Here is a 26,408-nt window from a genome sequence, read left to right as displayed (position 1 = left end):
TTTTTAAGTTATTGTAAATGTTTCGAAAAACTATTTGCTATCTTGAAGAGCAAATACTTTTTTAAGCACATCTGTTGTTCTTGATGAGAACTGTGTTCTAATTTCTTCTTCTTCAACAGCAATCATTTTGTATACACCTGTAAGAGCTTCTTCGGTTACATAATCAGTTAAATCAGGATTGATGTTATTGGTTAAAGGGATAGCATTATATTTTGAAATAATTGAGCTCCATATTTTATCTGCACCAACCTTTTTAAAAGATTCGTTAATTACCGGGTTGAACTTAGCATATAATTCGGTATTTGTTTTCGTTTCCAAATAAGTTGTCGCGGCGTTATTCTCACCTAAAAGTATGTTTTTGGCATCTGCAAAAGACATTTCCTTAACTGCGTTAACAAAAATGGGAGTTGCCTCTGATACTGCATCTTCAGCTGCACGATTTAAAACTTTTAAACCTTCATCAGCTAAGCTTCCTAATCCTATGTCTCTTAAAGTTTTATCTACTTTTTGTAAATCTTCTGGCATTAAAATTTTCACCAAATCGTTTTTGTAGAAACCATCTGTTGCAGTTAATTTGCTTACTTGCTTTTCTATGCCTTGATCAAGTGCTTCTTTTAATCCATTAGCAATGGTTTCATTAGATAGTACAGTGTCTGTAGATGTTGGCAATTGGTTTACTACTTGTTGTAGTTCGTTACATGATACCGCTAGTAACATGCATAAGGCTAGGCTTGCTTTTTTAATCATTAGAATATAATTTATATTGGGTTTACTTATGTTACGAGAATATTACTGTTTTATTGTTGTAGACCATAGTTTTACGAGCAATATGAAGTTTTACCCCTCTAGAAAGTACTATTTTTTCCAGATCTCTTCCTTTTGCAATAAAATCTTCTATGGAGTGAGAATGTGTTACTGTAGTTACATCTTGCTCAATTATCGGGCCCGCATCTAATTCTTCAGTTACGTAATGACTCGTTGCACCAATAATTTTTACACCTCTTTTAAAAGCTGCATGATATGGTTTGGCTCCTGCAAATGCTGGTAAGAATGAATGGTGAATATTTATAATCTTATCAGGGAACTTATTGATAAGTGTTCCGCTAACTATTTGCATATATCTAGCTAATACGATGAAATCAATGTCAAACTTTTCTAACAGAGTCAATTGTTCTTTTTCTGCTTCAACTCTGTTCTCTTTATTAAAAGGTATGTGAAAGAAAGGAATGTCAAATTGGTCGGCTATATGTTTTAGATCATTATGATTGCTTAAAATAAAAGGTATATCTACCGACAATTCACCTGAGCGATACCTACTTAATAAATCATAAAGACAATGTTTGTACTTAGAAACGAAAATGGACATTTTAGGTAAATTATCGTCGGTATGTATGCTCCATTGCATGTTGTACATGGAAGCCACTTCTTTTTGAAAAAGAGTTTTGAAATGTTCTAGGTCAGTGAAGTCTTTTTCAAATTCAACGACGGTGCGCATAAAAAATACGTTAGCTGGTTTGTCTACATGTTGATCAAGGTAAACGATGTTGCCCTTATTTTTACTAATAAATCCGGTAACGGTACATATAATACCAGGTTGGTCTGGGCAATGAACTAAAATTGTTGTTTTCAATGTAATACTAATTATTACATCAAAAATAGTTCATAATTCTTTAAATGTCCTCTTTACCCTCTAATTTGGGAAGAATTTAAAGTTCTTAAGAGTGTTCAGATTTCCAAGCTTTATAAGATTTTCTAAAACTTTTAATCTCTTTTCTCAATAAATTAATATACTCCGTTTCTTTTACACCATGCTTTTCCAAACCCATGCAATAAGAGTTGATATTTCTAATAATAATATTTATGTAAGAAATGGTCTCTAATCGCTCATTACTACAAGTTGAATATTCTACCTGTGCGATTTTTTGAGGTATTAAAATCGAATCTGTCAAAATTGAATTAGCCATAATATCCCTAAGGCTATTAGATTCGCAAAGGCGCATTAAATCTTTATTGAAAGAAACATACGAGGCAATTTCTCTGCTCATAGTGCAGAGTTCCAATGCTTTTTTATAAATAGGCAAATGTTTAAGACTTCGGTATGCCATAGCGTGGGGTAATATTAGTATAATATAAAATTACGTTAGTTATTTGATAATTTTCTATTGAAAGCAAATGTAATTTGTATTTTTACCTTTGATAATTAATTTTTAAACAAAATAACTATTGAATCTAAAGATAGATGAGTTGAACTGGAAAATCTTGCAACAATTGCAAGATAATGCTAGAGAATCTTTTGCGAATATTGGTCGTAATGTTGGCTTAACGGCACCAGCAGTAGCCGAACGAGTCAAGAAAATGGAAGACCTAGGTGTTATAATAGATTATAAGGCTACAGTGTCTCATGCATTAACCGGTCATCAATTAAAAGCAATTATAACTTTACGCGCATTTATGGGCAAGCTAAAACCATTTTTGTCCGTAGTGCCAACTTTGAAAGAAGTGATAAATTGCTATCGAATTACAGGAAATGAAAATATTGTAATGGAAGTGGTTTTAAAGGATCAATTTCATTTAGAAAAATTTATAGACCAACTTATTCAGTACGGTGAAACTAGAACACATATAGTACTTTCACAAGTAATTTCGAATGCTCCAATGCACAAAATTAAATAACAAGTTGTATAATGGTTTTTACCTAACTTTATAAATAGTTACTGTAACTAAAATAGTATAATTTTTGTTATACATTATAATTAGTATTTAAGTGATAATTATTTTGGCTAGGTTTTTGATGCAAAATAAATGATGAAAAAAATAGTACTTCTTGCATTCGTTTTATTTTCTATAACAATATCCTCACAAGAACTTAGAATTTTGAGAGGGGCTATTTCAGAAAATTTAAGTATAAATGATACGATAAATGAAACTTTTTCGCTGTACTTGCCTACTGATTTTGAAGTTGAAAAATCGTGGCCTGTAGCTTTTGTGATGGATTTGGAAGGTAAGGGTAAAGCTGCCATTTCAATGTTGATAAATGCAGCAGAACAAGAAGGTTATATATTAGCCAGTTCAAATAACATGAGTGATACATTATCTATTTCTCAAAATGTTCTAATAGCAAATAGAATGTTTAATGCTGTTTTTAATATAATACCTATTGCAAAGAACCGTACTTATACCGCTGGTTTTGGTAGTGGTGCGATGTTTGCTTCCATTTTACCCACTTTTGTTAAAGAGATTAAGGGTGTTATTTCTATTGGTGCATCTGTTGGTAATGTGGAAATTTTAAATTCTAAGCGACCGTTTCAATTTGTTGGTATAATCAATAGAGAAGATTATAATTTTAGTTCTATGTATAATGCCAAGCAGGTACTTAATAAGTTAAAGTTTCCGAATCAATTATTGGTTTTTGACGGAAGTCGTAATCTGCCAGAGACAGCCACAATTGCAAAAGCATTTAGAATGTTGTCATTAACAAGTATGGCAAAAGGTTATGAAGATCGAAATGATAGCTTAATATCAAGGTCCTATAACGAATTTTTAAATCAAGCAAATGCGTTGGTGTCAAATCAAAAACCGCTATTAGGTATTTACCAAATGGCAGATATGGAAAAGATTTTTAATCCTCTAATGAAATTAGATTCATTGAAAGAATCTCAGAAAATATTAAAGAGAAGTACCAATTTTAAAAAAGCTAATAGAAGTCAAAACAGTTATTTTTTAAAGGAATCGTTTATGAAAGAAGATTATAGTTACTATTTAGAGGAAGATATTATCTCATATAACTATGCTAACTTAGGTTGGTGGAATTTTCAAATGGAAGAATTGAATAAATTGGATAAAAGTTCTAATTTATTTGAAAGACAAATGTCGAGTAGATTACGTGGTTATATAAATGCATTAATTTCTGATAATGTTGATTATTTAATCTCTGAAGAACAAATAGATTGGGAAGCTTTAAATTTATTGTACATGATTAAAACAATAACCGCACCCAATGAGTATGATGGCTATTTGAAGGTTATTTCAGCTAGTTCTAAAATGGAAGATTATGGTACGGCGCTTTTTTATTTAGAAGAGCTATTAAAAACAGGATACTCTGATAAGGAGAAGCTATATTCAATAGAACATGCATCACTATTTAAAATTATGCCTGAGTTTAATGAGATGATTGAAAAATATCTAAAAGATGCTAGATACGATGTTATTGAACAGTAAGGTGTGGCACCTTTTCTAAATCCCAATCTATGACTAAACCCTTTGCAAGAGATTTGGTAATTTCTTTTCCATAAAGTACTTCGCAAAGATATAAGGCTGCTTCAAAACTTTTTGCTCCGCCTGCAGAAGTAATGTATTTTCCGTCGTGAACGAATAGGACATTGTCTTTTATATTCAAATCAGGAAACATCTTTCTGTAATGTTCCACATCACTAGGGAAGGTGGTTGAAGCAACTGAATCTAAAATTCCTGCTTTTGCCAGAGGGAAGGCTCCATCGCAATGGCTTGTCATGTAAAGTGCGGTTTCATCAATTTTTTTAATAAAATCTAACATTACCGTGTCTTTCAAATCACTGTCCATTGAATGTTCTGCGCTAGGAACTATCAATATATCTATTTTGGGCAGCTTGTCTTTTGTATAATCATAATCAGGCAGTATACGAACACCCTCAAAAGTGGTGATCGGTTCTAACGTATTGGCAACTATAAAAGTGTTCATTGCCTTTATATTCTCTCTGTATTTTGTGTGTTGAAAAATATCGAATGGTGCAGTAAATTCAGTGTTAAAAGTACCGTCCATAATTAAAAAAGCAACATTGTAGTTTTCAGGATTTAGCTCTGGTATTACTCTTGTCTTTTCTATTTCAACCTCTTTTTCATGTGCTATCTTATTTTCTTGACAGCTAAATAAAGTTAAAAGTAAAAACGGCAAAACATGTTTAAATTTCATATAAAAAAAGTATAAGGTTCTAAAGTACGATTATATGTAAAAAAAGGTACAATGAATAAATTGTATTTTTGAAGTGTAAAGGAAGAGATATGAGATTATGTATTGCAGTTTTGTTTTTAGGAATGTTTGTTTCATGCGGACAAGAAAAGAAATATCACGATGTAAAAGATGGAGCAGTTGCTACTGCAACATCAGATAAATTGGCAGATATTTTAATTTTTCAGAAAGAATTAAATGCTGAATTTAAAGACCCTGAAACTTCTCCATTAGCGGATCGCTTTCGTATTGATTTTGAAAGCTTGGATTTCTTTGAGCCAGATACCAGTTATGTAATTGAGGCAGAATTTATAAGAACTCCTGAAGCGTTGCCATTTTCAATGCCTACTACTACAGATAGGGAGTCTACGGAGGTTGTATATGCTATCGCTAAGTTCTCTATTAATGGAAAAGCCCATGAATTGGAAATTTACCAATCTCCAGATTTAATTACTCAAGAAAAATATGAGGATTACCTGTTTTTGCCTTTTACAGATAATACGAATGGTGAGGAAACTTATGGTGGAGGTAGATATTTGGATTTAAGAATACCTGATGGTAATACAATTATTCTTGATTTTAATAAGGCATACAATCCGTACTGTGCTTATAACAAGAAATTTAGTTGTCCTCTTGTACCTGCAGTAAATAATTTAGATACTGAAATTAAAGTAGGGGTTAAGGCATTTGACCACTAAGTTGTAAAAAATAAAAACCTCGGCAGGTATTGCCGAGGTTTTAAAACTTAAACTATAAAATCAACCATTAATTTTATCAACTACTTAGAAAGAGTAAACAGCTGCAACTAAGAAAGAAGATAAGCTTTTAGACGCTGCTCCGTCTGCATCAAAGTAAGGCTCAACATCACTACCCCAAGAATCTAATCTGATCTCAGGCTTAATTGTTAAGTTATCTACTGAGTAACTTCCTGTTAACGTTAATCCCAATACACTTGGGTTGTCAATTGCAGGGTCATCTAAATCGATAGCGAAATATTCACCTCTTAAACCGATTGAAAAGTCATCTGAAGTTGCGTATTGAGGGTAAAGAGCTGCACCTGAAAATCCTGCTCCGTCGTTATCGGCATATGCTGCATTTATTCCTAGGAAAAAATCTTCAGAAAGATCAAAGCCACCTGTGTAGTCAATTTCGAAACCTAAAGCTTCACCACCATCGTAGTAGAAGTTAAGGTACTGACCTGAATACCCTAATTGAGCACCTGCAGAGTAAGCTCCAGTTAAGTTATTGTTCGTATCAGTTACGTTCATTATAGCTAGCATTAAGCTAAAATCATCAGAAAGTGCAAAATCAGCTTTTAAGCCAACGTGAGAAAAAGGTCCGTTAGAAAATAAGTAAGACGTGCTGTAGTTAAAGTTACCTACAGGCGAAATTACTTCATATCCTAAATAAGTATTAAATCTACCCATTGTTAATGTAGTACCTTCAGATACATTCCAGTATGCATAAAGTTGGTTTAGGTTATAACCGCCAACAGCTTCATCTCCTCTTGGTCCAAAAACCACATCTGCAACTACACCAGTTTTTTCTCCTTCGTAAGCGGCAACTATATTTGCCATACCTAAAGCAAAACCTAATTCATTTGCGAATGAGCTGCCAAAAGATTGTGGAGTCGCGTCTGAAGCACTCAAGTTTGTTTGATAGTAAGCATCTACCGAACCGCTAATGCTTATTTTTTTCTCTTCTTCCTCTTCTTGAGCTACTACGCCAGCAGCTGCAAAAAGCATAAGACCTGTTGCAAAAATATTTTTTACGTATTTTGTATTGATAATCGTTTTCATAAATTTTGATTTTTATCCCTTTTGGGATGAATTAATTTTGAGTGATTTATTGATAAGGTTATGTAACGGAGCGTTCTGCAAAACGCTCCGTATTTTTTTATTTATCGTTTGAGATGTGTTCAGGGTAAGCTTCTAATCCATGCTCTGTAAGATCCAATCCTTCGATTTCGTCTTGTTTAGAAACACGTAGCCCTATTGTTTTCTTTAAGATGAATAAGACAACGAATGTTCCAAATGCCGCCCAAAGAATATAGGCAAGAGATCCATAAGTTTGAACCCAAAGAAGACTAGCTCCGCCACCATATAAAAGACCGCCGTCTAAAGCGAATACGCCTACTAGAACAGTACCAATGAAACCACATGTACCATGTACAGAAATTGCTCCTACTGGATCATCTATTTTGAATTTTTTATCTATCATTTCAATAGATAATACTACTGCCAAACCACAAACTAGACCAATGGCAATTGCTCCCCATGCGTTTACAGCTCCACAACCAGCGGTTATACCAACTAAGCCAGCAAGCGCGCCGTTTAAAGTCATTGAAAGATCTGGTTTTCCATATCTTAACCAAGTCAAGAAAAGTGCTGCAATAGCACCAATTGCGGCAGATAAATTTGTGTTAATAATTACGCTACCTGCAGCTATAGTATCATCGCCACCCCAAGCTAATTGAGATCCACCGTTGAAACCAAACCAACCTAACCATAAAATAAATACACCTAATGATCCTAACATCATATTGTGACCAGGAATAGCTTTTACTTCTCCGTCAACATATTTACCAATTCTAGGCCCTACCATGATAGCGGCTACTAAGGCAGCACCACCACCTACTGCGTGTACTACTGAAGATCCTGCAAAATCAACAAAACCTGCTGTATTTAACCATGCGTCATCATCAAAAGGCCAGTACCAACTTCCTGAAATTGGGTAGATTAGAGTTGTTAAAATAGCTGAAAGTATTAAATAAGTAGAGAATTTAGTTCTTTCTGCCACGGCTCCAGATACAATAGTTGCTGCGGTAGCACAGAATACAGTTTGAAAGAATAAATTGTACCAATCTGTTGCGCTAAAGAAGAAATATCCTTGCTCTGTTGGGCTTGATCTAAAAAATCCTCCAAGTACCAAATCACTTCCGTACATTATACCATATCCTACTGCCCAAAACAAAAGGGAACCAATTGCAAGGTCCATTATGTTTTTCATGATAATGTTACCGGTGTTTTTACTTCTGGTAAAACCAACTTCTACCAAAGTAAAACCTGCTTGCATAAAGAAGACTAAAATACCGGCGAGTACAATCCATAGTGCACCCATGTCGCCATTTATGGCTTCCAAAGCCTTATCCATCGATTCTTGTGTTACTTCATTCATATTTGTAATTTTTTGAGTGGTTTATTATTAAGTTTAGTTAATTCCTGCCAAGCCTTTTTCCTTAGTTCTAATTCTATAAGCTTCCTGAACTTCAGAAACAAATATTTTACCATCGCCGACATTACCAGAATAAGCAGCCTCAAGAATTGAATTCACTGTTTTGTCAAGAAAGTCATCAGATACTACAATAGATAAATATCTACGTTGAATATCTGTAGTACTATATGAAATACCACGATATACGTGACCTTGTTTTTCATTTCCTACTCCAGTTACGTCCCAGTAACTAAAGAAGTTAACCTCAATTTGATGTAATGCCTCTTTGACATCGTCAAACTTGGATTTTCTAATAATTGCCTCGATTTTTTTCATTTGAATAAGTTTTTGATATTGCCAAATATATGTTAAAAAGGTTCTCACCCTAAAAATATTAGGGTGTCAATGCGAATTTTTATCAGTATGATAATATATACCCCTAAAATTTTAGGGTATTGCTAATTTTGAGATATAATATTGAAGATACTTAGAATTGAAAAAAGTGATTTGCTGCCAATCATAGAATGATTGTTAGAAAAACAGCTTATTTTCTAACGATTGTTTAATAAAATAGCAAATACTTAAAAAAATGCATAAAAATAAAATAGTGGTAAGCTAATGTTATTTCTATAACATTTTGCAAATCCACAGTCCAAATGATATAGCTAGTATACCAACTGCTACACTTAAGCCCATATAAAGCGCTGTTTGAAGTAATGAAGATTCTCTGAATAAAATGTTGCTTTCTAAAGCAAATGTAGAAAAAGTAGTAAAGCCCCCGCAAAAACCGGTAGCCAATAATAAAGTTTGATTTTCTGAAATGTAGTTGTTCTTAAGAGAAAGACCTATAAGAATACCTATTAGTAGACAACCGATAATGTTGACCAAAAAGGTGCCTAAGTAAAAATTTGAATAGTAGGCGTTTAGATTTTTAGATATATAGTATCTTAATATACTACCAAAACCTCCACCTAAAAAAACCAGTAAAAATTGTTTCATACCTTATAAAGGTAAAAAACTAAACTGCTTTCTTGTAGCTTGTAGTAAGTAAATCTAAAGGATAGATTACAGATGTTGGTTGTTTAGTTGGTTTTTGAGCTGTTGTTTTCGCTTTTTGAGAAACACTGATCAGACTAACTGCTACCAACGCAATGTTAATACCTACTAATACTAAAAAAATTGTAAGAAATGTCATCATAATTTATTACATCTTATAGATGAATAACGCAAAATTACGGTATTTGGTATATATAACGTCGATATTCGGTGTTTTGTTGTGAAAACGTTAATTTTTGTGGTGTAGGAAAAAAATTAACTATTCTTTTAGGAAAAACTTTATGAATAGCAGTAGAATTATGAATAATGTAAAGAAAATACCTATCCATTTTACGCCTTTGAAGTTTTTTTTGTGTAACTCAAGGTCTTTTCTATAAGAAATCACAATTATGATGGCGAAAACCACTGCAAAAGCGATTGCAAAAATGATTTGTCCAGTGCTAAACATATTTTATATTTTTACGCAAAGCTAACGGAAAACAGTATAATAAAGATGAAAAATAAAATCAAAGCAGTAGAAGAATTTCATAATTCTTTTGGTCTGGGTGTTTCAGAAGATATGATTGCAGACTTAGGAGAAGCAAAGAACACTTTGCGTTTTAATTTAATGGACGAAGAAAATAATGAATATTTAGAAGCGGCTCAGAATAACGACCTTGTTGAAGTTGCTGATGCATTGGGTGATATGTTATACATATTGTGTGGTACTATTTTGGAACACGGTATGCAGTATAAGATTGAAGAAGTATTCAATGAAATACAAAGAAGTAATATGAGTAAGCTAGGTGAAGATGGCAAACCTATTTACCGTGAAGATGGAAAAGTGCTTAAGGGACCTAATTATTCTAAGCCTAATATTGAAGTGATTTTGAATAAATAAAAAGGGGGCGATTCGCCCCTTTTTTTATTGTTATGATTTGACTTTATAGCGCCATCCGAATTTATCTTCAGATTTGTTGTATTGTATATCTGTTATGATTTTCTTTAATTGTTGACCAAAACTATTCTCCAATTCTGGTAAATCATAATCGGTATCTCGGTAACCAAAACCTGCAATGGGTGAAATAACCGCTGCAGTACCGGCACCGAACATTTCTTTTAATGACCCGTCTTTTGCGGCTTCAACAACTTCTTTTACCGTTATCTTTCTAACCTCCGTCTTAATGCCTTGATCTTTAGCAATGTTTAAAATACTTTTTCTGGTAATACCATCAAGTATACGATCACTGGTAGGTCCTGTTAATAAGGTATCGTTTATTCTAATGAATATATTCATTGCACCAGCTTCTTCAATAAATTCATGGTTGGTGTCATCTGTCCAGATTACTTGGTTATATCCTTTTTCAACAGCAAGTTGCGTTGGGTAGAACTGACCTGCATAGTTACCACCAGCTTTAGCATAACCTACGCCGCCGTTTGCTGATCTAGAATATTTTTCCTCTATAAGTACTTTTACCTTGCCAGAAAAATAAGCTCCAGAAGGTGCGCAAGCAATGATGAACTTATATTCGTTGGCTGGCGATGCATGAAAACCGTTACCAGAGGCAAACATAAAAGGTCGTATATATAAAGAACTACCGTCTTTAGTAGGTATAAAATCTTTATCTAGATTTAGAAGTGTGGTCAACCCTTTCATAAAGTAATCTTCAGGAATTTGAGGTATACACATTCTTTCTGCAGATATATTAAAACGTTTATGATTATCTAATGGTCTAAATAAGTAGATATCATCATTTTTGTCCTTATATGCTTTCATACCTTCAAAAATAGATTGTCCGTAATGAAAAATCTTTGAAGAAGGGTCTAGTGTAATTGGTTGGTATGGTGTTATTTTAGGAGTTTCCCACGCACCATTTTTATAAGTACAGACTAACATATGGTCTGTGAATACTGAGCCAAAAGCAAGATTGTCAAAATCTACTTGGTCAATTTTTGAAGTTTTTACCTTTTCTACTATGATATCTTTCGTTGCAATACTCATGAAATACGTAACTTTAGTTGATTAAAATTAAACAAATATCCCTACTAGCACTTCTTTTTTACTTTTAAATTGATGAGTTTTGCAGGTATATCAACATTTTTAGGATTTATGAAAGGATTTAACATATTACTTGTCTTTTTGTTTGGGTTTTTTACATGCCATGCCCAGCAAGATGCTGAAAAAAATGCATCAGAGTTTTACGGCGAAGAGTTTAAAATCACTTCATTGAGTGACAAAAATGAAGTAATGGCACAATTTGCTTCACTACCAGTAGCAGATTCTTTGAATATTCAATTCAAGACTAAAGTAAAAGAAGTTTGTAAGGTAAAAGGTTGTTGGATGATTGTTGAATTGCCAGAAGGTGAGCAAGCAATGGTAAGATTTAAAGATTATGGATTTTTTATGCCGGCAGATATTCTTGAAAAAGAAGTTGTTTTGAACGGCTTGGCATTTGTAGAGGAAATGAGTGTTGATGATCAAAGGCATTACGCCAAAGATGGTGGTAAAACTTCAGAAGAAATTGCAAAAATAACAGCTCCTAAAAGAACCTATAGTTTTGAGGCAACGGGAGTAATAGTTCCTAATTAATTGAAAAGAGAAATTATTACTACAGGAGATGGTTCTAAAACCATCCAAATTATGGACTGGCAAGAGCAGTACCATTCTAAGCATGGCGCCATACAAGAAGCTTACCACGTGTTCATAAAATCTGGATTGGATTTGTTCAAAGATCAAGAATTGAACATTCTTGAAATAGGTTTTGGTACCGGTTTAAATGCTTTCATAACCTTAATCGAATATCAAAAGCGAAATCTTCAAATTAAATATACTGGTGTGGAGGCTTACCCTGTATCGTCAAAAGAACTTGATCAGCTAAATTACTTAGAGGAATTAAATGCTATTTCAAGAAAAGATGATTTTGATTTAATGCACGCTTCTTCATGGGGGCAAGAGTTAAAAATTACTTCGAACTTCAAACTAACTAAGCAACAGAAGCTTTTTAAGGAAATAAAAGATATTAATACTTATGATCTCGTTTATTTCGATGCTTTTGGTGCCCGTGTGCAACCGGAATTATGGACGGTAGAAATTTTTCAAATTATGTTCAATGCTATGAAAAGTGGTGGTACATTAGTTACTTATGCTGCAAAAGGTAGTGTTAGGCGTGCTATGTTAGAGGTCGGTTTTCTTGTTGAAAGATTGCCAGGTCCTCCAGGTAAAAGAGAAATGTTACGAGCAAAAAAACAATAATTTTTGGGGTATTAATAAATCTTTAACACGTTGTACATCAATAGCTATGGCAACAATGTTAAATCGAAATTAAATAGTGTATCTAGATGTATCAAAAATAATACCTTTAGTCCATGAAAGTATTGATAACAGGTGCGACAGGTTTAGTAGGTAGCGAGTTAGTATCTCAATGCCATGATATAGGTTATACCGTTAACTACCTTACTACGCGAAAAAATAAAATTGTTTCAAAAGATAACTATCAAGGTTATTTTTGGAACCCTACTAATGGGGAAATAGATGCAAAATGCCTAGATGGTGTTTCGGTCATTATAAATTTAGCTGGTTCGAGCATATCTAAAAGATGGACAAGCAGCTATAAAAAAGAGATAATCAATAGTAGAGTTAATACTTTAGAGCTTCTAAAGAAAACGCTGCAAGAAAATGAAAATCATACGGTAACTTCTCTGGTTTCTGCCTCGGCTATAGGTATTTATCCAGATTCCTTAAGTAATTACTATACCGAGAATGAAGAAAAGGTTGATGATAGCTTTTTGGGAGAGGTAGTTAGTGTTTGGGAAAAGAAAATCAATGAGTTTAAAACAATAGGATTATCGGTTGCTAAAGTGCGTATCGGGTTAGTTATGTCAAGAGATGGTGGTGCGTTACCAGAAATGGCAAAACCGGTTAAATATTATGTAGGCGCTGCTTTTGGTTCTGGTGAGCAGTGGCAATCATGGATTCATATATCTGATTTAGCTGGTATATTTTTACATATAACCAAGTATAGATTAAAAGGTACTTATAATGGTGTTGCGCCAAACCCCGTAACTAATCTCAAGCTGGTAAAAGAGATTGCCAAGGCTTTAGATCAACCGTTGATTTTGCCAAATATTCCAAAATTTGTAATGTACACGGTACTTGGCAAAATGGCGTATATCTTATTTGCCAGTCAACGTGTTAGTAGTAAGAAGATAGAAGAAGAAGGTTTTATATTTCAATATGCTAATATTTGTCAAGCTCTTGGTGCAATTTATAATTCAAATACAGTATGTGTTGAACCTAACAATAATGTTACAAAACAGTTTGTTTCATAGAGACCTATACATTTGTCAGTAAAATTTAAATCCGCTTTATGGCGGATTTTTTTTTAATCTTTTGTGACATTTTGACATTTTTAAAGATTTGGCAGTACTTTTGCCTGCTTTTAATCAGCGAATTAAATTACAATAAGTTATGAGTGATAAAGAAAACACTTTGGATGAAGAATTCTTGGATGATGCGCTATTAGATGGCGAAGAGCAAGAACAAAAGCTGGAGAATGAAGAGGATGAGGAAGTAAAGTCTGTAGAAGAGACACTTAATGAGGAACTGGCGAAAGAGAAAGATAAGTTTTTGAGATTATTTGCAGAATTTGAGAATTATAAAAGACGTACTTCTAAAGAACGTATGGATTTGTTCAAAACTGCAGGACAAGAAGTAATAGTTTCATTATTGCCTGTATTGGATGATTTTGACAGAGCAATGAAAGAATTGGCGAAGTCAGATGATAAAGAAGCTTTTAAAGGTGTAGAGCTAATTAACGTTAAGCTTAGAGAGACACTTAAAGGCAAAGGTTTAGAAATGGTTGAGGCAAATGCAGGTGATGTATTCGATGCAGAAATACATGAAGCAATTACTCAAATACCGGCTCCTGACAAAAAGATGAAAGGTAAAATTATCGATGTCATCGAAAAAGGATTTAAGTTGGGCGACCGTATTATTAGGCATCCAAAAGTAGTAGTAGGAAATTAAAAGATTGGAATGAAGGAAGATTATTATGAAGTATTAGGCATCAGTAAGAATGCAACTGCTGCAGAAATAAAGAAAGCATACCGTAAAAAGGCATTGCAATATCACCCAGATAAAAATCCGGGAGATAGTTCTGCCGAAGAGAAATTCAAGAAATCTGCTGAAGCTTATGAAATATTAAGTGACGCCGATAAGAAAGCTCGTTACGATCAGTTTGGTCATTCTGCCTTTGAGGGCGGCGGTGGCGGCGGTTTTGGCGGCGGCGGTATGAATATGGATGATATCTTCAGCCAATTTGGTGATATTTTCGGCGGTGGCGGCTTTGGCGGTGGCTTTGGTGGCTTCGGCGGTGGCGGTGGTCAACGAAGAGTAAAAGGAAGTAATCTGCGAATTAGGGTTTCATTGACCTTAGAAGAGATTGCAAATGGTGTAGAGAAAAAAGTTAAGGTAAAACGAAAAGTTCAAGCAGAAGGGGTTACCTATAAAACTTGTTCTACTTGTAACGGTAGAGGTCAAGTGACAAAAATTCAGAACACGATACTTGGTAGAATGCAAACAGCTGCTGTATGTAGTACTTGTGGTGGTAGTGGTCAAATTTTAGATGGTAAGCCTGGCGATGCAGATGCCCAAGGACTTAAAGTTGCTGATGAAACCGTGTCTATTAATATACCTGCAGGTGTAGAAGAAGGCATGCAATTGAAAGTGCCGAATAAAGGTAATGATGCTCCAGGAAATGGGGTGCCAGGAGATTTATTGGTTGCCATAGAAACCCAAGAACACAGTACTTTAAAAAGAGAAGGTGATAACCTTCATTATGATCTTTATATAAGTATTTCTGAAGCCGTTTTAGGTACATCAAAAGAAATTGATGCCGTTGGCGGTAAAGTTCGTATTAAGTTAGAGGCGGGTATTCAATCTGGAAAAATACTTAGACTTAGAGGAAAAGGTATTACAAGTTTAAATGGATATGGTGCTGGTGATATATTGGTACATGTTAATGTTTGGACACCAAAAGAGCTAAATAAAGAACAGAGAGAGTTCTTCGAGAAAATGCAAGGCAATGACAATTTTGAGCCTAAACCAGAGAAATCTGATAAGTCATTTTTTGAAAAAGTTAAAGATATGTTCTCATAAGTTCTAAATAATTAGTTTTTAAATAAAAAACGTATATTTGAGATAATATTGGGTAACCAATATTAATTTTCTTTTTCATAGCAATTTTTTTCCCATCCTTGAGTCATCAAGGGTGGGTTTTGCTTTTTAGGGTAATATGTATTTTCTTATTTATGTCTAATTTTTGGTGTTTTATAAAGGAATCATAAACAATGTAGCTAGTCAAAACAATTCAATATCTTTGTAGAAATTGAGTACATGAGTCACATTTTGGTTGCCAATGATGTCACCAAACAGTATGGGAGCCATACGGCATTAAAGAACGTTTCCCTTGAAATTCCTAAAAATAGTATTTACGGTTTGCTTGGTCCGAATGGGGCGGGTAAAACAACGTTGATACGTATTATAAATCAAATCACTTTTCCTGATCAAGGTTCAGTCTATTTTGACGGTGACTTACTAAAGCCAGAGCATATTGCTCAGATTGGTTATTTGCCCGAAGAACGAGGACTTTATAAAAGTATGAAGGTCGGTGAGCAAGCCCTATATTTGGCACAGCTCAAAGGTTTATCAAAGAACGATGCAAAAAAAAGATTAAAGTATTGGTTCGAAAGATTGGAAATTGGGGATTGGTGGAATAAAAAAATACAAGAACTTTCTAAGGGTATGGCACAAAAAATACAATTTGTGGTAACCGTACTTCACGAGCCAAAGTTGTTGATTTTTGATGAACCATTTAGTGGTTTTGATCCAATTAATGCCAATATCATTAAAGAGCAGATTTTGAGTTTAAAAGAAAAAGGTACTTCTATCATTTTCTCAACGCATAGAATGGAATCGGTTGAAGAATTATGCGAGTATATTGCATTGATTCATAAGTCTGAGAAAATTTTGGATGGTAAATTATCTGATATCAAAAAAGCTTATAAGAATAATATATTTGAGATTGGTGTAGAAACTAATAATCAAGAGGCATTACTACTTGAAATGAAAGATAAATTTCAGATTGTTACGCAAGATTACGATAGTTTGGATAATCAGTTAAATCTTAGAATACAACTCCCCTCAAACCAATCAGGTGAAATTTTATCTTTTCTAGGTTCAAGGGCAAACGTAAACGGATTTATTGAGACCATACCGTCTGCAAATGATATTTTTATTAAGACCATTCAAAATAAGAATATTGACCATGAATAAATTACCACTAATAATTAAAAGAGAATATATAGCCAAGGTGCGTAATAAGTCATTTGTGGTTATGACCTTTTTGAGTCCTATTTTGATGGTAGGTATGATATTGTTGATAGCATATCTTACGCAATTAAACGATACCGAGAAAAAGGTTATCGGTGTCTTGAATGAAAGTAGTTTTTTCGCAAATGAATTTGTTACTTCAGAAGCTACTTCATATATCAATTTTAAAGATATAACATTGGCAAAGGCAAAAGATTCAACAATGGGCTTGGGTTTTTACGGTCTTATTTACCTGCCGAACGAATCTAATGTAGAGCAAGTTGCTCAACGTGCCTTTTTTTATAGTAAAGATGCGCCAAGTGCTACGGTTCTTGATAAGATGGAGAATTCTATAACCAGTAGGCTACGTCAAGAACGGTTACGGGAATTAGGGCTGTCGCCCAAGGAATACGCAGAAATGGACCGTAGTTATAATATTAACATCGAAACTTTTGATGGACTGCAGAATGTAAAAGGAATCAATGAAATCAAAGCAATAATTGGTGGTGCATTCGGCTACTTAATTATGATGTTCATTATTATTTATGGAGGTTTTGTAATGCGTAGCGTTATCGAAGAGAAAACAAGTCGAATTATTGAGGTCATTATCTCATCTGTAAAACCTTTTCATTTAATGATGGGCAAGATTATTGGAACATCTCTTGCGGGGATTACACAATTTGGAATTTGGATTATTTCTGGTGCCATTCTATTATTCATTGGGTTGGCTATTTTTGATATTGATCCCGCAAGTCTTACAAAAGGTGGTGGTATGACGCCAGGTATTACGAATACTACCAATGTTGATGTAGATGCCCTTACCCAAAACGTTCAATTGTACACCCAAGAGATTTTTGAGTTACCCATTTTTGCAATGCTTTTCTTTTTTATTGTGTATTTTATGTTGGGGTATTTAATTTATAGTTCGATTTACGCAGCTATCGGGGCTGCGGTAGATAATGAAACAGACACGCAGCAATTTATATTTCCGGTAATATTACCGTTAATGTTGGCTATTTATGTAGGGTTCTTTTCGGTGTTTAGTAACCCAAATGGTCCTATAGCGGTTGCATTTTCACTTTTTCCTTTAACATCGCCAATAGTAATGTTAATGCGATTGCCATGGGGTATCGGTGAAGGCGGGGTGCCAGTTTGGCAATTAGTTGCATCAATTTTAATTTTAATAGGTACTTTTATTGGTATTGTTTGGGTAGCCGCAAAAATTTATCGAGTGGGTATCTTAATGTATGGTAAGAAACCAAGCTATAAAGAATTGTATAAGTGGCTTAAATACTCGTCATGATTCAAGAAAGTACAGAAAAAATAAAAGATATAATAGAAGATGATATTTGGGGTACTATAAAGAAATTTTTAGACCTAGGCTATCATTTTGGAGAGGGTGATAAATCTATTAACATAACCATAGGTCTTCTATTATTACTTACTGTAGCATTTTTACTTACTAGCACTATTTTACAGGCTGTACGTAGATTTTTTACCAGGAAAATGGAGGCTGATGACAAACTTAAATTTATTAGCATATTTAAGTTTATCAAGTATTTGGTATATGTTATAGTTATTCTTTTTACCATGAGCGCGGCAGGTATTAATATTACCATATTGATTACCGCATCTGCTGCGTTATTTGTCGGACTTGGATTGGCGTTACAAGAGATATTTCAAGATATAATCGGCGGTATATTTATAATAGTAGATAAGTCGCTAAGAGTTGGCGATATTATTGAAATAGATAATAAGGTTGGTAAAGTTTTTGAAATTAAATTAAGAACTACTAGAGCGATAACACGAGATGACAAGGTAATCATTATCCCGAATCATAAATTTATAAGTGATATCGTTTATAACTATACACAAAATCATAAAACTACAAGAGAATTGGTTCGAGTAGGGGTAGCATATGGTAGCGATATAGAGCTTGTAACCCAAATATTATTAGATGTAGTTAAATCGCAAAGAACTATTTTAAAGAGCCCAAAGCCGTTTGTGATTTTTGAAGATTTTGGTGATTCGGCACTCGTATTTGCGGTTAATTTTTACATTACAGATAGTTTTACCGATCCACGAGTAAAAAGCGAGGTTAGATATAAAATAGATTCAGAATTTAGAAAGCATAAAATTTCCATTCCCTTCCCACAACGAGATATTCATTTGTACCAACAAAGTCCTTTTCAGCATAACAATATTTCTAATTCAGAAGAAAATGGTAAAGATTAAAAGGCAAATTCCATTTGTTTTCTTGTTTTTCGTTTTTTTAAATTCGGTCTTTGGGCAAACACCAGATGTTTTTAGATTGGAATATATGTTGATGCCAGAGAATAGTGGTGAAGTAGAAACGTCACGAATAAAATTAGTTTTGAATGTACCTTTAGCTGTTAGAGAAAAAAAGGATTATCTCGTTTTAGGTGCTGAGTATAATCGATATAATTTTGAAGTTCCAGATGATTTGTTCCCTAATTCTGGTGATTTAAATAAGTTTCATGTGGTTGATATTAACTTGGCTTATATGTATAAGCTTAGTGAAACATGGCGTTTAATAGGAGTTGTAACTCCAAGATGGTCATCTAATTTTGTAGAAGAGTTACAAGACGATGATTTTAATATGAATTATACAGTTGGCGCATATAAGAATATTAAAGATGTGGATAAGCCGTATATGTTGGTTTTGGGTATTTCATATAACGGCACCTCACCTATTGATGTTCCTTTGCCCTTTGTATATTTTGAAAAACGATTTCACCCAAACTGGGCCTATACTTTGGGGGCACCAAAATCTGGTATGAAGTACTTTACCAAGAAAGGGCATTTCTTTCAGACGGAAATATTTTTAGATGGGTATTATGTGAATATCCAAAACGATATTCTGTTGCCGGGTAACAATTTATCTACAGATGTTTCTTCTACGGCATTATTATTGACATTAGGTTATCAATACAAAATAACTAAAGATATGTCCGTTTACTTTATAGGTGGTCGTTCTATTTATCAAAATAGTGCATTACGTAATGAGGAAAGAGATGATATTTTTACTTTAAACGACGCATCGGGTCTATATTTTAGAACAGGAATAAGAATAGGAATTTAAAAAGCAGTTATGTCAAAGATATTAGTAATAGAAGATGAAGCAGCAATTAGAAGGGTATTGGTTAAAATTTTATCCGAAGAAAATGATGCCTACTCCGTAGAAGAAGCCGAAGACGGATTAAAGGGTATTGAGACTATAAAGAACAATGACTATGACTTAGTACTCTGCGACATAAAAATGCCAAAAATGGATGGTGTTGAAGTATTGGAAGCTGCTAGAAAAATCAAGCCAGAAATACCTTTTATCATGATTTCCGGTCATGGAGATTTAGATACTGCCGTAAATACAATGCGTTTAGGTGCTTTTGATTATATCTCTAAGCCACCAGATTTAAATAGATTGCTTACTACCGTTAGAAATGCACTGGATAGAAAAGTTTTGGTTGTAGAGAACAAGAACTTGAAGAAAAAGGTAAGTAAGAATTATGAAATGATCGGTGAGAGTAGCGAAATAGGTACTATCAAAGATATGATCGAGAAAGTGGCACCTACAGATGCCCGTGTTTTGATTACCGGGTCTAATGGTACCGGTAAAGAACTTGTAGCACATTGGCTACATGAAAAGAGCGCAAGAAGTTCAGGGTCTTTTATTGAAGTAAACTGTGCTGCAATACCTTCGGAATTAATAGAAAGTGAATTGTTCGGTCACGTAAAAGGTGCCTTTACATCTGCAGTTAAAGATAGAGCAGGTAAGTTTGAAGCCGCCAATAAGGGTACCATATTTTTAGATGAAATAGGTGACATGAGCCTTTCTGCACAAGCAAAGGTATTAAGAGCGTTGCAAGAAAGTAAAATATCTAGAGTTGGTACAGATAAAGATATAAAAGTTGATGTTCGTGTACTTGCAGCTACGAATAAAGATTTAAAGAAAGAGATTGAAGAAGGTAACTTTAGGGAAGATTTATACCACAGACTTGCCGTTATTCTTATTCAGGTACCGAGCTTAAATGATAGAAGAGATGATATCCCATTACTAATTGAGCATTTTTCTAAAAAAATTGCAGCAGAGCAAGGAATGGCTGGTAAAACTTTTTCAGAAAAAGCTATTAAACTATTAAAAGCTTATGACTGGACAGGGAATATTCGTGAACTTAGAAACGTTGTTGAAAGATTGATTATTCTTGGTGGTCAAGAGGTGTCAGAAGATGATGTTAAATTGTTTGCTAGTAAGTAGTTTAAATAATTAATTTTTAGTAGAACAATTGCCGATTTTATTTAAAGCTTCTTGGGTTATCTCTTTAGTGCGCAGATTATAGTATTTGCTACCTTCAGAGATATTCGGTTTCAGTAATTGTGCTTCACATTCATCGTAAATTCTGGTTGCAAAAGCTGTGGCGTCTTTGCAATTAACACTTTGAACAACTTTGTCTAAAGAAATGCGATATTTTTCTAAGGAATTATCGATGGTTTTAAACAAGTCTTTTTTATTTGAATTCGTTTTTACTGTTGTATTTTTTACATCAGAATTGGTATTTAAAGAAAGTGCGTCATTACCATATGCACTTTCATGGGTATCATGAGATTCCAATACCAAAATGGTATTATTAGTTAGTTCAATAGATTTGTTCAGATAAGTAATCGTACCTTCTAATGTAGTCGATTTTGTAGCAAGTGATAACACTTCCATATTTTCTAACATGCTTTCTTTGGCATATTTACAACCACATACATTTAATTGATTTTTAGATTTTTCTAATGCGCTTAATGCTTTATAAGCATAAAATCGAGCTTGATTAATATCTTGAGTAAGTAATGCGGCGCTTATCTGAGATTTTGCATAACCCATATTAGAATTTGCGTATTCACACTCTACATTCATACCGAATGAGGATAGCGAAAGTAGTGCGAGTGCACAGAAAAAAAAGATACTTTTCTTCATAAGTAGGTAATTTAGGTGCAAGATTTGGGATCTTACACCGATAAATTTATAAGCTTTACCTTGTTGAAAATATTATTTTCGATACAATACACATCAATCACGATTAACGGAATTTGTGAGAATATTATTACTTAGCTTTTAGTTCAGAATTAGTAATCATTAATATTATATTTTATATTTCAGAATGGATAAAATAAAAATAGACCATTACAGAACCAATAAAAATTTTAAGATATCGGATCATGAGACTTTTGAAGATTTTGGAAAGTCTGATAAAGAGCTTAAAAAAGAATTGTCAAAAATTAGGAGAGAACTTGGAGACTTTCAAGACACCATTTATGCCCATGGCAAATACAGTATTCTTGTATGCTTACAAGGTATGGATACTGCTGGTAAGGATAGTTTAATACGAGAGGTGTTTAAAGATTTTAATGTTAGTGGGGTAGAGGTACATAGTTTTAAGGTGCCTACAGAATTAGAATTAAGTCATAATTATTTGTGGCGCCATTATTTGGTGTTACCGGCGAAAGGTAAATTCGGAGTTTTTAATAGAACCCATTACGAAAATGTGCTAGTAACTAGAGTACACCCAGAATACATTTTAAATGAGCATATACCAGGTATACACACTGTAGACGATATAAACCAAAATTTTTGGGATAAAAGATTTAAACAAATTAATGATTTCGAACGCCACTTAGCTGAAAATGGTACTTTGATATTTAAGTTCTTTCTAAACTTATCAAAAGAAGAGCAGCGCCAACGACTATTAAGGCGGTTAGCTATTAAAGAGAAGCATTGGAAATTTTCTCCGGGAGATTTAAAGGAACGTAAATTATGGGATAGTTACCAAAGTTGCTACGAAGAAGCTATTTCGAAAACTACCCATGATCACGCGCCATGGTTTGCGGTGCCTGCAGATAATAAAAAGGCAACACGTATAATAGTGGCATCTATACTATTGGAATCGTTAAAAAAATACAAAGATATCAAAGAGCCTATGCTGAGCGAAAAAATAATGGCTAATTTAGACAGCTATGAAGAACAATTACAAAGTGAACAGTAAACTTGCTTTATTTTTTGTCATTGCTTTCACATATGTGGGGCTTTCACAACATACGGATCAAGAACAGATAAAGAAAATTTATGACACTGCCCTTACAGAAGGTTCTGGTTATGGTTGGTTAAACTACTTGTCTAATCAAATTGGTGGGCGGCTATCTGGTTCTATTCAAGCGCAGCAAGCTGTAGATTATACAAAGGCTCAATTAGATTCATTAGGGGTTGATAAAGTTTGGCTACAACCGGTCATGGTACCAAAATGGGTAAGGGGTACTCCAGAATTTGCATATTTCGAGACCTCACCTGGTACGACTACTAATATAGCCATTTGTGCACTTGGTGGTTCGGTGGCAACACCTTCAACGGGTGTTAAAGCAAAAGTTATTGAAGTAGAAGGTATAGAACAATTGGCAGAATTGGGTAAAGAGGAGATAAAAGGTAAAATTGTCTTTTTTAATAAACCTATGGATGCTACTCAAATCGATACTTTTAGTGCTTATTCTAATTGTGTTGATCAACGTTATGCAGGGGCTAAGGAAGCTTCTAAATATGGTGCTTTAGGTGTAATTGTTAGGTCTATGAATTTACGTTTAGACGATTATCCACATACAGGTTCAATGAGTTATGGTGATCAAACAGTTTCAGAAAGAATACCTGCAGCTGCAATCAGTACAAACGCCGCAGAGCTATTGAGCACATCTTTGAAATTAGATTCTGAAATTAATTTTTACTTCAAACAGAATTGTAAACAATTCAATGATGTAGAGTCATATAATGTTATTGGGGAAATTAGAGGAACAACTAAACCAGAAGAAGTTATCGTAGTCGGTGGTCATTTAGATTCTTGGGATTTAGGTGATGGCTCGCATGACGATGGTGCAGGTTGTGTACAAAGTATGGAGGTGCTTAATCTTTTCAAGAAAACTGGTTATAAACCAAAACGTACTGTTCGTGTAGTTTTATTTATGAACGAAGAAAATGGATTAAGAGGCGGTAATAAATATGCCGAAGTTGCAAATGCTAAAAATGAAAAGCACATATTCGCTTTAGAAAGTGATTCTGGCGGATTTACTCCTCGCGGATTTACATTTGAAAGCTCTGATAAAGATTTTCAGAAAGTACTAGAATGGAAAAGTCTTTTTGAACCCTACTTGGTACACTATTTTGTAAAAGGATTTAGTGGTGCAGATATTGGTCCGTTAAAAAAAGAAGGATTGGTATTGGCAGGTCTGCGACCAGATTCTCAACGTTATTTTGATCATCACCATGCAGAGAACGATACCTTTGAGCATGTAAATAAAAGAGAGCTTCAATTAGGAGCTGCATCTATGGCAAGTTTAATATACTTGGTAGATAAATACGGATTTTAATTTCTACTATATTTGCTATAATAGTAACGAAATCAATTTGTGTTTTTGAAAATCATGAAATGTTCAAATCGTTAAATTTCTTTACCTTTGCCAGATACTAAAAAAATAAAAATGGAAGACGGAATTTACGCCAAGTTCAATACAAATAAAGGCGAAATACTAGTAAAATTAACTCACGATAAAACTCCTGGTACTGTAGGTAACTTTGTAGCTCTTGCAGAGGGTGACAAAGAGAATAGTGCTAAAGGTAAAGGTGAACCTTATTATAATGGTTTAAAATTTCATAGGGTTATTCCAGATTTTATGGTTCAAGGAGGTTGCCCTCAAGGTACAGGGACAGGTGATGCTGGCTATAAATTCGATGATGAATTTCATCCAGAGTTAAAGCATGATACTCCTGGTGTTCTTTCTATGGCAAATGCCGGTCCTGGAACCAATGGAAGCCAATTTTTTATTACTCACGTACCAACACCATGGTTAGATAACAAGCATACTGTTTTTGGTCATGTAGAGGCTGGTCAGGAAGTTGTGGATGCTATAGTGCAAGATGACGTTATTGAATCTTTAGAAATTGTTAGAGTTGGTGATGCAGTACAGAAGTGGGATGCATTAAAGGCTTTTGAGGATTTCAATGCTTCAGGTGAGGCAAGATTGGCTGCAGAAAAAGCACAGCAAGAAGCTGAACTTGATAAAGTAGCGGCAGGTTTTGATACTACACCATCAGGACTTCGTTATAAAATGATCCAGAAAGGTAATGGAGCTAAAGCTGTTAAAGGTGAGAAAGTTTCTGTGCATTACGAAGGTTCTCTTTTAAATGGTCAAGTATTCGATTCATCTTACAAACGGAACTCTCCTATAGATTTTCAATTAGGAATTGGTCAAGTTATCCCTGGTTGGGATGAAGGTATTTCTTTATTACAAGTTGGTGATAAGGCACGTTTTGTAATTCCTTCTGATCTAGCTTATGGATCTGCAGGTGCAGGCGGAGTGATACCACCAAACGCTACACTGATCTTTGATGTAGAATTAATGAAGGTAGGTTAAGAAACCTAACTGCTTTAAAATAATAATAAACACCTATATCATTTTGATATGGGTGTTTTTTTTTGATGTTTACTTTTTACGAGTAACGAAACTGCCTAAGAGCAAAATAACGTTAACTACCATCAAAACTAAAAATACGGTCAAAAATGTGGTCATAAATACATGGTTAAGGTCGGGGAACCGTTCTTGTTTAATCAATAGATATGTATTTATATAAAAGGTTGCGTTTAGGTTGAACATTTTTTTAAAAAAAATATAGGCACAATAAAAACCCGAACCAATTGGTCCGGGTTTTATACTATAAAAAAGTTAAATCGTTACCTAGTCAATTACTTTCACATTAACGGCGTTTAATCCTTTTTTACCTTGTTGTAGTTCAAATTCTACAACATCACCTTCACGAACTTCATCGATTAAGCCAGAAATGTGTACAAAATGATCTTCGTTTGAACCATCTTCAGTGATAAATCCGTAACCTTTAGAATCATTGAAGAATTTTACTGTTCCTTTACTCATAATAGAAAAATTAAATATTAATTAAAGAGCGAAGATAGTTTTTTTTTGTTTAAAAACTTAAAATCTTCTACGTTATCTTATAGTTAACAAATTTATTCTAATGTATTGAGAATGAACTTGTTTTTAAGATTATGCAGTTGGGTCTGGAGTCATTCTTAAATACGGTTTTACCTCTGTAACTCCTTTTGAAAAAATGCCTTTTGCATCATCGGTTGATATAGCCGGACTCACTACTACATCCTTGCCATGCTCCCAATTTGCTGGTGTTGCAACTTTATGATTCGCTGTAAGTTGTAAGGAATCTACTACTCTTAATAGCTCGTAAAAGTTTCTTCCGGTAGAAGCTGGGTAAGTCAATGTTAGTTTCACGGTTTTGTCTGGTGCAATAATAAATACAGAACGCACTGTAAGATTATTATCTGCATTTGGGTGAATCATGTCATATAAATCAGATACTTTTTTATCCTCATCTGCAATAATTGGAAAATTTACCACTGTATTTTGCACTTCGTTGATATCCTTGATCCATTCAGCATGTGAAGCTGCACCATCCACGCTTAATGCTATCATTTTTACATTGCGCTTGTCAAACTCATCTTTGAATTTAGCTGCGGTACCTAATTCTGTTGTACATACCGGAGTAAAATCTGCTGGGTGAGAAAATAAAATTCCCCAACTATCACCTAAGTAATCGTAAAAGTTGATGGTCCCCATTGAGCTATCTGCTGTGAAATTAGGTGCTTTGTCACCCAAACGTATTGTTGCCATATTGATATATTTTTATGTATTTAATATTATATCCTATAAAATTAGTAGATTAATTAGCTTTGTCTA

Annotated in this window: 30 protein-coding genes; 17 read left to right on the top strand and 13 right to left on the bottom strand. The window is 34.0% G+C overall.

Features of this window, described 5'->3' with window-relative positions:
- Positions 1-30: 30 nt before the first annotated feature.
- The 3 genes from ACJJVP_RS01090 to ACJJVP_RS01080 all read right to left on the bottom strand — a co-directional run bounded on the left by ACJJVP_RS01090 (position 31) and on the right by ACJJVP_RS01080 (position 2,045).
- Positions 31-747 carry a DUF4197 domain-containing protein gene (locus tag ACJJVP_RS01090; RefSeq protein ID WP_405410097.1) on the bottom strand — a complete coding sequence of 239 codons (717 nt, stop codon included), beginning with the start codon at positions 745-747 and terminating at the stop codon, positions 31-33.
- Between the two features lie 31 nt (positions 748-778).
- A complete protein-coding gene (purU, locus tag ACJJVP_RS01085) occupies positions 779-1,630 on the bottom strand; it encodes a formyltetrahydrofolate deformylase (protein WP_405410095.1) in 852 nt (283 codons plus the stop codon).
- A gap of 85 nt (positions 1,631-1,715) precedes the next feature.
- Positions 1,716-2,045: a hypothetical protein gene (locus ACJJVP_RS01080; RefSeq protein WP_405410093.1), complete on the bottom strand. Its 330-nt coding sequence runs from the start codon at positions 2,043-2,045 to the stop codon at positions 1,716-1,718.
- Between the two features lie 178 nt (positions 2,046-2,223).
- Between ACJJVP_RS01080 and ACJJVP_RS01075 the strand changes: the two genes are divergently transcribed.
- Complete coding sequence (locus tag ACJJVP_RS01075; RefSeq protein ID WP_405410092.1) at positions 2,224-2,673, top strand: Lrp/AsnC family transcriptional regulator; 450 nt, start codon at positions 2,224-2,226, stop codon at positions 2,671-2,673.
- A gap of 129 nt (positions 2,674-2,802) precedes the next feature.
- Positions 2,803-4,218, top strand: a complete 1,416-nt coding sequence (locus ACJJVP_RS01070; protein ID WP_405410090.1) for an alpha/beta hydrolase — start codon at positions 2,803-2,805, stop codon at positions 4,216-4,218.
- Here ACJJVP_RS01070 and ACJJVP_RS01065 read toward each other — a convergent pair.
- Entirely contained in the window at positions 4,205-4,948 is a 744-nt protein-coding gene (locus tag ACJJVP_RS01065) for a DJ-1/PfpI family protein (RefSeq protein WP_405410089.1), read from the bottom strand. The two genes, ACJJVP_RS01070 and ACJJVP_RS01065, sit on opposite strands and share 14 nt — an antisense overlap.
- 89 nt (positions 4,949-5,037) lie before the next feature.
- On the opposite strand from ACJJVP_RS01065, the gene ACJJVP_RS01060 reads away from it, so the two are divergent.
- Positions 5,038-5,682 carry a DUF1684 domain-containing protein gene (locus ACJJVP_RS01060; protein WP_405410087.1) on the top strand — a complete coding sequence of 215 codons (645 nt, stop codon included), beginning with the start codon at positions 5,038-5,040 and terminating at the stop codon, positions 5,680-5,682.
- An 84-nt stretch (positions 5,683-5,766) separates the two neighbouring features.
- Here the strand turns inward: ACJJVP_RS01060 and ACJJVP_RS01055 are convergent, their stop codons facing one another.
- The 5 genes from ACJJVP_RS01055 to ACJJVP_RS01035 form a co-directional block, all read right to left on the bottom strand.
- Positions 5,767-6,783: an outer membrane beta-barrel protein gene (locus ACJJVP_RS01055; protein ID WP_405410085.1), complete on the bottom strand. Its 1,017-nt coding sequence runs from the start codon at positions 6,781-6,783 to the stop codon at positions 5,767-5,769.
- Positions 6,784-6,880: 97 nt separating this feature from the next.
- Positions 6,881-8,161 carry an ammonium transporter gene (locus ACJJVP_RS01050; RefSeq protein ID WP_405410084.1) on the bottom strand — a complete coding sequence of 427 codons (1,281 nt, stop codon included), beginning with the start codon at positions 8,159-8,161 and terminating at the stop codon, positions 6,881-6,883.
- 33 nt (positions 8,162-8,194) lie between these two features.
- Complete coding sequence (locus tag ACJJVP_RS01045; protein WP_405410082.1) at positions 8,195-8,533, bottom strand: P-II family nitrogen regulator; 339 nt, start codon at positions 8,531-8,533, stop codon at positions 8,195-8,197.
- A gap of 291 nt (positions 8,534-8,824) precedes the next feature.
- Positions 8,825-9,196: a fluoride efflux transporter CrcB gene (gene crcB, locus ACJJVP_RS01040; protein WP_405410080.1), complete on the bottom strand. Its 372-nt coding sequence runs from the start codon at positions 9,194-9,196 to the stop codon at positions 8,825-8,827.
- A gap of 19 nt (positions 9,197-9,215) precedes the next feature.
- Positions 9,216-9,395 carry a hypothetical protein gene (locus ACJJVP_RS01035; RefSeq protein ID WP_405410079.1) on the bottom strand — a complete coding sequence of 60 codons (180 nt, stop codon included), beginning with the start codon at positions 9,393-9,395 and terminating at the stop codon, positions 9,216-9,218.
- 351 nt (positions 9,396-9,746) lie between these two features.
- On the opposite strand from ACJJVP_RS01035, the gene ACJJVP_RS01030 reads away from it, so the two are divergent.
- Positions 9,747-10,133, top strand: a complete 387-nt coding sequence (locus tag ACJJVP_RS01030) for a hypothetical protein (protein ID WP_405410078.1) — start codon at positions 9,747-9,749, stop codon at positions 10,131-10,133.
- A 30-nt stretch (positions 10,134-10,163) separates the two neighbouring features.
- On the opposite strand, the gene ACJJVP_RS01025 is transcribed toward ACJJVP_RS01030, so the two are convergent.
- Positions 10,164-11,234 carry a branched-chain amino acid aminotransferase gene (locus ACJJVP_RS01025; RefSeq protein ID WP_405410076.1) on the bottom strand — a complete coding sequence of 357 codons (1,071 nt, stop codon included), beginning with the start codon at positions 11,232-11,234 and terminating at the stop codon, positions 10,164-10,166.
- A 72-nt stretch (positions 11,235-11,306) separates the two neighbouring features.
- Here ACJJVP_RS01025 and ACJJVP_RS01020 point away from each other — a divergent pair, with 72 nt between their 5' ends.
- The 10 genes from ACJJVP_RS01020 to ACJJVP_RS00975 all read left to right on the top strand — a co-directional run bounded on the left by ACJJVP_RS01020 (position 11,307) and on the right by ACJJVP_RS00975 (position 20,877).
- Positions 11,307-11,822, top strand: a complete 516-nt coding sequence (locus ACJJVP_RS01020; protein ID WP_405410074.1) for a DUF4920 domain-containing protein — start codon at positions 11,307-11,309, stop codon at positions 11,820-11,822.
- Positions 11,823-12,485 (top strand): tRNA (5-methylaminomethyl-2-thiouridine)(34)-methyltransferase MnmD, encoded by a 663-nt coding sequence (gene mnmD, locus ACJJVP_RS01015; RefSeq protein WP_405410072.1) that lies wholly within the window; start codon positions 11,823-11,825, stop codon positions 12,483-12,485.
- A 113-nt stretch (positions 12,486-12,598) separates the two neighbouring features.
- Positions 12,599-13,561, top strand: a complete 963-nt coding sequence (locus ACJJVP_RS01010; protein WP_405410070.1) for a TIGR01777 family oxidoreductase — start codon at positions 12,599-12,601, stop codon at positions 13,559-13,561.
- A gap of 139 nt (positions 13,562-13,700) precedes the next feature.
- Positions 13,701-14,258: a nucleotide exchange factor GrpE gene (locus ACJJVP_RS01005; RefSeq protein WP_405410069.1), complete on the top strand. Its 558-nt coding sequence runs from the start codon at positions 13,701-13,703 to the stop codon at positions 14,256-14,258.
- Positions 14,259-14,267: 9 nt separating this feature from the next.
- Positions 14,268-15,389, top strand: coding sequence for a molecular chaperone DnaJ (gene dnaJ / locus ACJJVP_RS01000; protein WP_405410067.1), 1,122 nt, complete (start codon positions 14,268-14,270; stop codon positions 15,387-15,389).
- 237 nt (positions 15,390-15,626) lie between these two features.
- Positions 15,627-16,565: an ABC transporter ATP-binding protein gene (locus tag ACJJVP_RS00995; protein ID WP_405410065.1), complete on the top strand. Its 939-nt coding sequence runs from the start codon at positions 15,627-15,629 to the stop codon at positions 16,563-16,565.
- Entirely contained in the window at positions 16,558-17,904 is a 1,347-nt protein-coding gene (locus ACJJVP_RS00990; protein ID WP_405410063.1) for an ABC transporter permease, read from the top strand. The genes ACJJVP_RS00995 and ACJJVP_RS00990 overlap by 8 nt, the downstream gene beginning before the upstream one ends.
- A complete protein-coding gene (locus ACJJVP_RS00985) occupies positions 17,901-18,836 on the top strand; it encodes a mechanosensitive ion channel family protein (protein ID WP_405410061.1) in 936 nt (311 codons plus the stop codon). Before ACJJVP_RS00990 ends, ACJJVP_RS00985 begins: the two co-directional genes overlap by 4 nt.
- Positions 18,823-19,704, top strand: a complete 882-nt coding sequence (locus ACJJVP_RS00980; protein ID WP_405410059.1) for a DUF6268 family outer membrane beta-barrel protein — start codon at positions 18,823-18,825, stop codon at positions 19,702-19,704. Before ACJJVP_RS00985 ends, ACJJVP_RS00980 begins: the two co-directional genes overlap by 14 nt.
- A gap of 9 nt (positions 19,705-19,713) precedes the next feature.
- Positions 19,714-20,877, top strand: a complete 1,164-nt coding sequence (locus ACJJVP_RS00975; protein WP_036152805.1) for a sigma-54 dependent transcriptional regulator — start codon at positions 19,714-19,716, stop codon at positions 20,875-20,877.
- A gap of 9 nt (positions 20,878-20,886) precedes the next feature.
- On the opposite strand, the gene ACJJVP_RS00970 is transcribed toward ACJJVP_RS00975, so the two are convergent.
- Complete coding sequence (locus ACJJVP_RS00970) at positions 20,887-21,582, bottom strand: hypothetical protein (RefSeq protein ID WP_405410058.1); 696 nt, start codon at positions 21,580-21,582, stop codon at positions 20,887-20,889.
- 184 nt (positions 21,583-21,766) lie between these two features.
- On the opposite strand from ACJJVP_RS00970, the gene ACJJVP_RS00965 reads away from it, so the two are divergent.
- From ACJJVP_RS00965 to ACJJVP_RS00955, 3 genes are all read left to right on the top strand, one after another.
- Positions 21,767-22,648, top strand: a complete 882-nt coding sequence (locus ACJJVP_RS00965; RefSeq protein WP_405410057.1) for a PPK2 family polyphosphate kinase — start codon at positions 21,767-21,769, stop codon at positions 22,646-22,648.
- Positions 22,620-24,014, top strand: coding sequence for a M20/M25/M40 family metallo-hydrolase (locus ACJJVP_RS00960; protein WP_405410055.1), 1,395 nt, complete (start codon positions 22,620-22,622; stop codon positions 24,012-24,014). Before ACJJVP_RS00965 ends, ACJJVP_RS00960 begins: the two co-directional genes overlap by 29 nt.
- 111 nt (positions 24,015-24,125) lie before the next feature.
- Positions 24,126-25,058, top strand: a complete 933-nt coding sequence (locus tag ACJJVP_RS00955) for a peptidylprolyl isomerase (protein ID WP_405410053.1) — start codon at positions 24,126-24,128, stop codon at positions 25,056-25,058.
- A gap of 321 nt (positions 25,059-25,379) precedes the next feature.
- Here ACJJVP_RS00955 and ACJJVP_RS00950 read toward each other — a convergent pair whose 3' ends face one another.
- Together ACJJVP_RS00950 and ACJJVP_RS00945 are read right to left on the bottom strand one after the other, a co-directional pair.
- On the bottom strand, positions 25,380-25,574 hold the full coding sequence (locus ACJJVP_RS00950; protein ID WP_027064347.1) for a cold-shock protein: 195 nt from the start codon (positions 25,572-25,574) through the stop codon (positions 25,380-25,382).
- A 129-nt stretch (positions 25,575-25,703) separates the two neighbouring features.
- The gene (locus ACJJVP_RS00945) at positions 25,704-26,342 is read right to left on the bottom strand and encodes a peroxiredoxin (RefSeq protein WP_036152814.1); all 639 of its coding nucleotides are present in this window, start codon (positions 26,340-26,342) and stop codon (positions 25,704-25,706) included.
- Between the last annotated feature and the right edge of the window lie 66 nt (positions 26,343-26,408).

The sequence above is a fragment of the Maribacter sp. Asnod1-A12 genome, assembly GCF_045063735.1.
Taxonomy (GTDB): domain Bacteria; phylum Bacteroidota; class Bacteroidia; order Flavobacteriales; family Flavobacteriaceae; genus Maribacter.
The sequence above is the reverse complement of the archived record's forward strand: the minus strand, read 5'-3'. Positions and strand labels throughout refer to the sequence as shown.

What these genes read in the sequence shown, in the direction of transcription:
- ACJJVP_RS01090 (WP_405410097.1), bottom strand. Translation starts at nt 747, where the DNA reads ATGATTAAAAAAGCAAGCCTAGCCTTATGCATGTTACTAGCGGTATCA.
- ACJJVP_RS01080 (WP_405410093.1), bottom strand. Translation starts at nt 2,045, where the DNA reads ATGAGCAGAGAAATTGCCTCGTATGTTTCTTTCAATAAAGATTTAATG.
- ACJJVP_RS01070 (WP_405410090.1), top strand. Translation starts at nt 2,803, where the DNA reads ATGATGAAAAAAATAGTACTTCTTGCATTCGTTTTATTTTCTATAACA.
- ACJJVP_RS01065 (WP_405410089.1), bottom strand. Translation starts at nt 4,948, where the DNA reads ATGAAATTTAAACATGTTTTGCCGTTTTTACTTTTAACTTTATTTAGC.
- ACJJVP_RS01060 (WP_405410087.1), top strand. Translation starts at nt 5,038, where the DNA reads ATGAGATTATGTATTGCAGTTTTGTTTTTAGGAATGTTTGTTTCATGC.
- ACJJVP_RS01055 (WP_405410085.1), bottom strand. Translation starts at nt 6,783, where the DNA reads ATGAAAACGATTATCAATACAAAATACGTAAAAAATATTTTTGCAACA.
- ACJJVP_RS01050 (WP_405410084.1), bottom strand. Translation starts at nt 8,161, where the DNA reads ATGAATGAAGTAACACAAGAATCGATGGATAAGGCTTTGGAAGCCATA.
- ACJJVP_RS01045 (WP_405410082.1), bottom strand. Translation starts at nt 8,533, where the DNA reads ATGAAAAAAATCGAGGCAATTATTAGAAAATCCAAGTTTGACGATGTC.
- crcB (WP_405410080.1), bottom strand. Translation starts at nt 9,196, where the DNA reads ATGAAACAATTTTTACTGGTTTTTTTAGGTGGAGGTTTTGGTAGTATA.
- ACJJVP_RS01035 (WP_405410079.1), bottom strand. Translation starts at nt 9,395, where the DNA reads ATGATGACATTTCTTACAATTTTTTTAGTATTAGTAGGTATTAACATT.
- ACJJVP_RS01030 (WP_405410078.1), top strand. Translation starts at nt 9,747, where the DNA reads ATGAAAAATAAAATCAAAGCAGTAGAAGAATTTCATAATTCTTTTGGT.
- ACJJVP_RS01025 (WP_405410076.1), bottom strand. Translation starts at nt 11,234, where the DNA reads ATGAGTATTGCAACGAAAGATATCATAGTAGAAAAGGTAAAAACTTCA.
- ACJJVP_RS01020 (WP_405410074.1), top strand. Translation starts at nt 11,307, where the DNA reads ATGAGTTTTGCAGGTATATCAACATTTTTAGGATTTATGAAAGGATTT.
- ACJJVP_RS01010 (WP_405410070.1), top strand. Translation starts at nt 12,599, where the DNA reads ATGAAAGTATTGATAACAGGTGCGACAGGTTTAGTAGGTAGCGAGTTA.
- ACJJVP_RS01005 (WP_405410069.1), top strand. Translation starts at nt 13,701, where the DNA reads ATGAGTGATAAAGAAAACACTTTGGATGAAGAATTCTTGGATGATGCG.
- dnaJ (WP_405410067.1), top strand. Translation starts at nt 14,268, where the DNA reads ATGAAGGAAGATTATTATGAAGTATTAGGCATCAGTAAGAATGCAACT.
- ACJJVP_RS00995 (WP_405410065.1), top strand. Translation starts at nt 15,627, where the DNA reads ATGAGTCACATTTTGGTTGCCAATGATGTCACCAAACAGTATGGGAGC.
- ACJJVP_RS00990 (WP_405410063.1), top strand. Translation starts at nt 16,558, where the DNA reads ATGAATAAATTACCACTAATAATTAAAAGAGAATATATAGCCAAGGTG.
- ACJJVP_RS00985 (WP_405410061.1), top strand. Translation starts at nt 17,901, where the DNA reads ATGATTCAAGAAAGTACAGAAAAAATAAAAGATATAATAGAAGATGAT.
- ACJJVP_RS00980 (WP_405410059.1), top strand. Translation starts at nt 18,823, where the DNA reads ATGGTAAAGATTAAAAGGCAAATTCCATTTGTTTTCTTGTTTTTCGTT.
- ACJJVP_RS00975 (WP_036152805.1), top strand. Translation starts at nt 19,714, where the DNA reads ATGTCAAAGATATTAGTAATAGAAGATGAAGCAGCAATTAGAAGGGTA.
- ACJJVP_RS00970 (WP_405410058.1), bottom strand. Translation starts at nt 21,582, where the DNA reads ATGAAGAAAAGTATCTTTTTTTTCTGTGCACTCGCACTACTTTCGCTA.
- ACJJVP_RS00965 (WP_405410057.1), top strand. Translation starts at nt 21,767, where the DNA reads ATGGATAAAATAAAAATAGACCATTACAGAACCAATAAAAATTTTAAG.
- ACJJVP_RS00960 (WP_405410055.1), top strand. Translation starts at nt 22,620, where the DNA reads ATGAAGAACAATTACAAAGTGAACAGTAAACTTGCTTTATTTTTTGTC.
- ACJJVP_RS00955 (WP_405410053.1), top strand. Translation starts at nt 24,126, where the DNA reads ATGGAAGACGGAATTTACGCCAAGTTCAATACAAATAAAGGCGAAATA.
- ACJJVP_RS00950 (WP_027064347.1), bottom strand. Translation starts at nt 25,574, where the DNA reads ATGAGTAAAGGAACAGTAAAATTCTTCAATGATTCTAAAGGTTACGGA.
- ACJJVP_RS00945 (WP_036152814.1), bottom strand. Translation starts at nt 26,342, where the DNA reads ATGGCAACAATACGTTTGGGTGACAAAGCACCTAATTTCACAGCAGAT.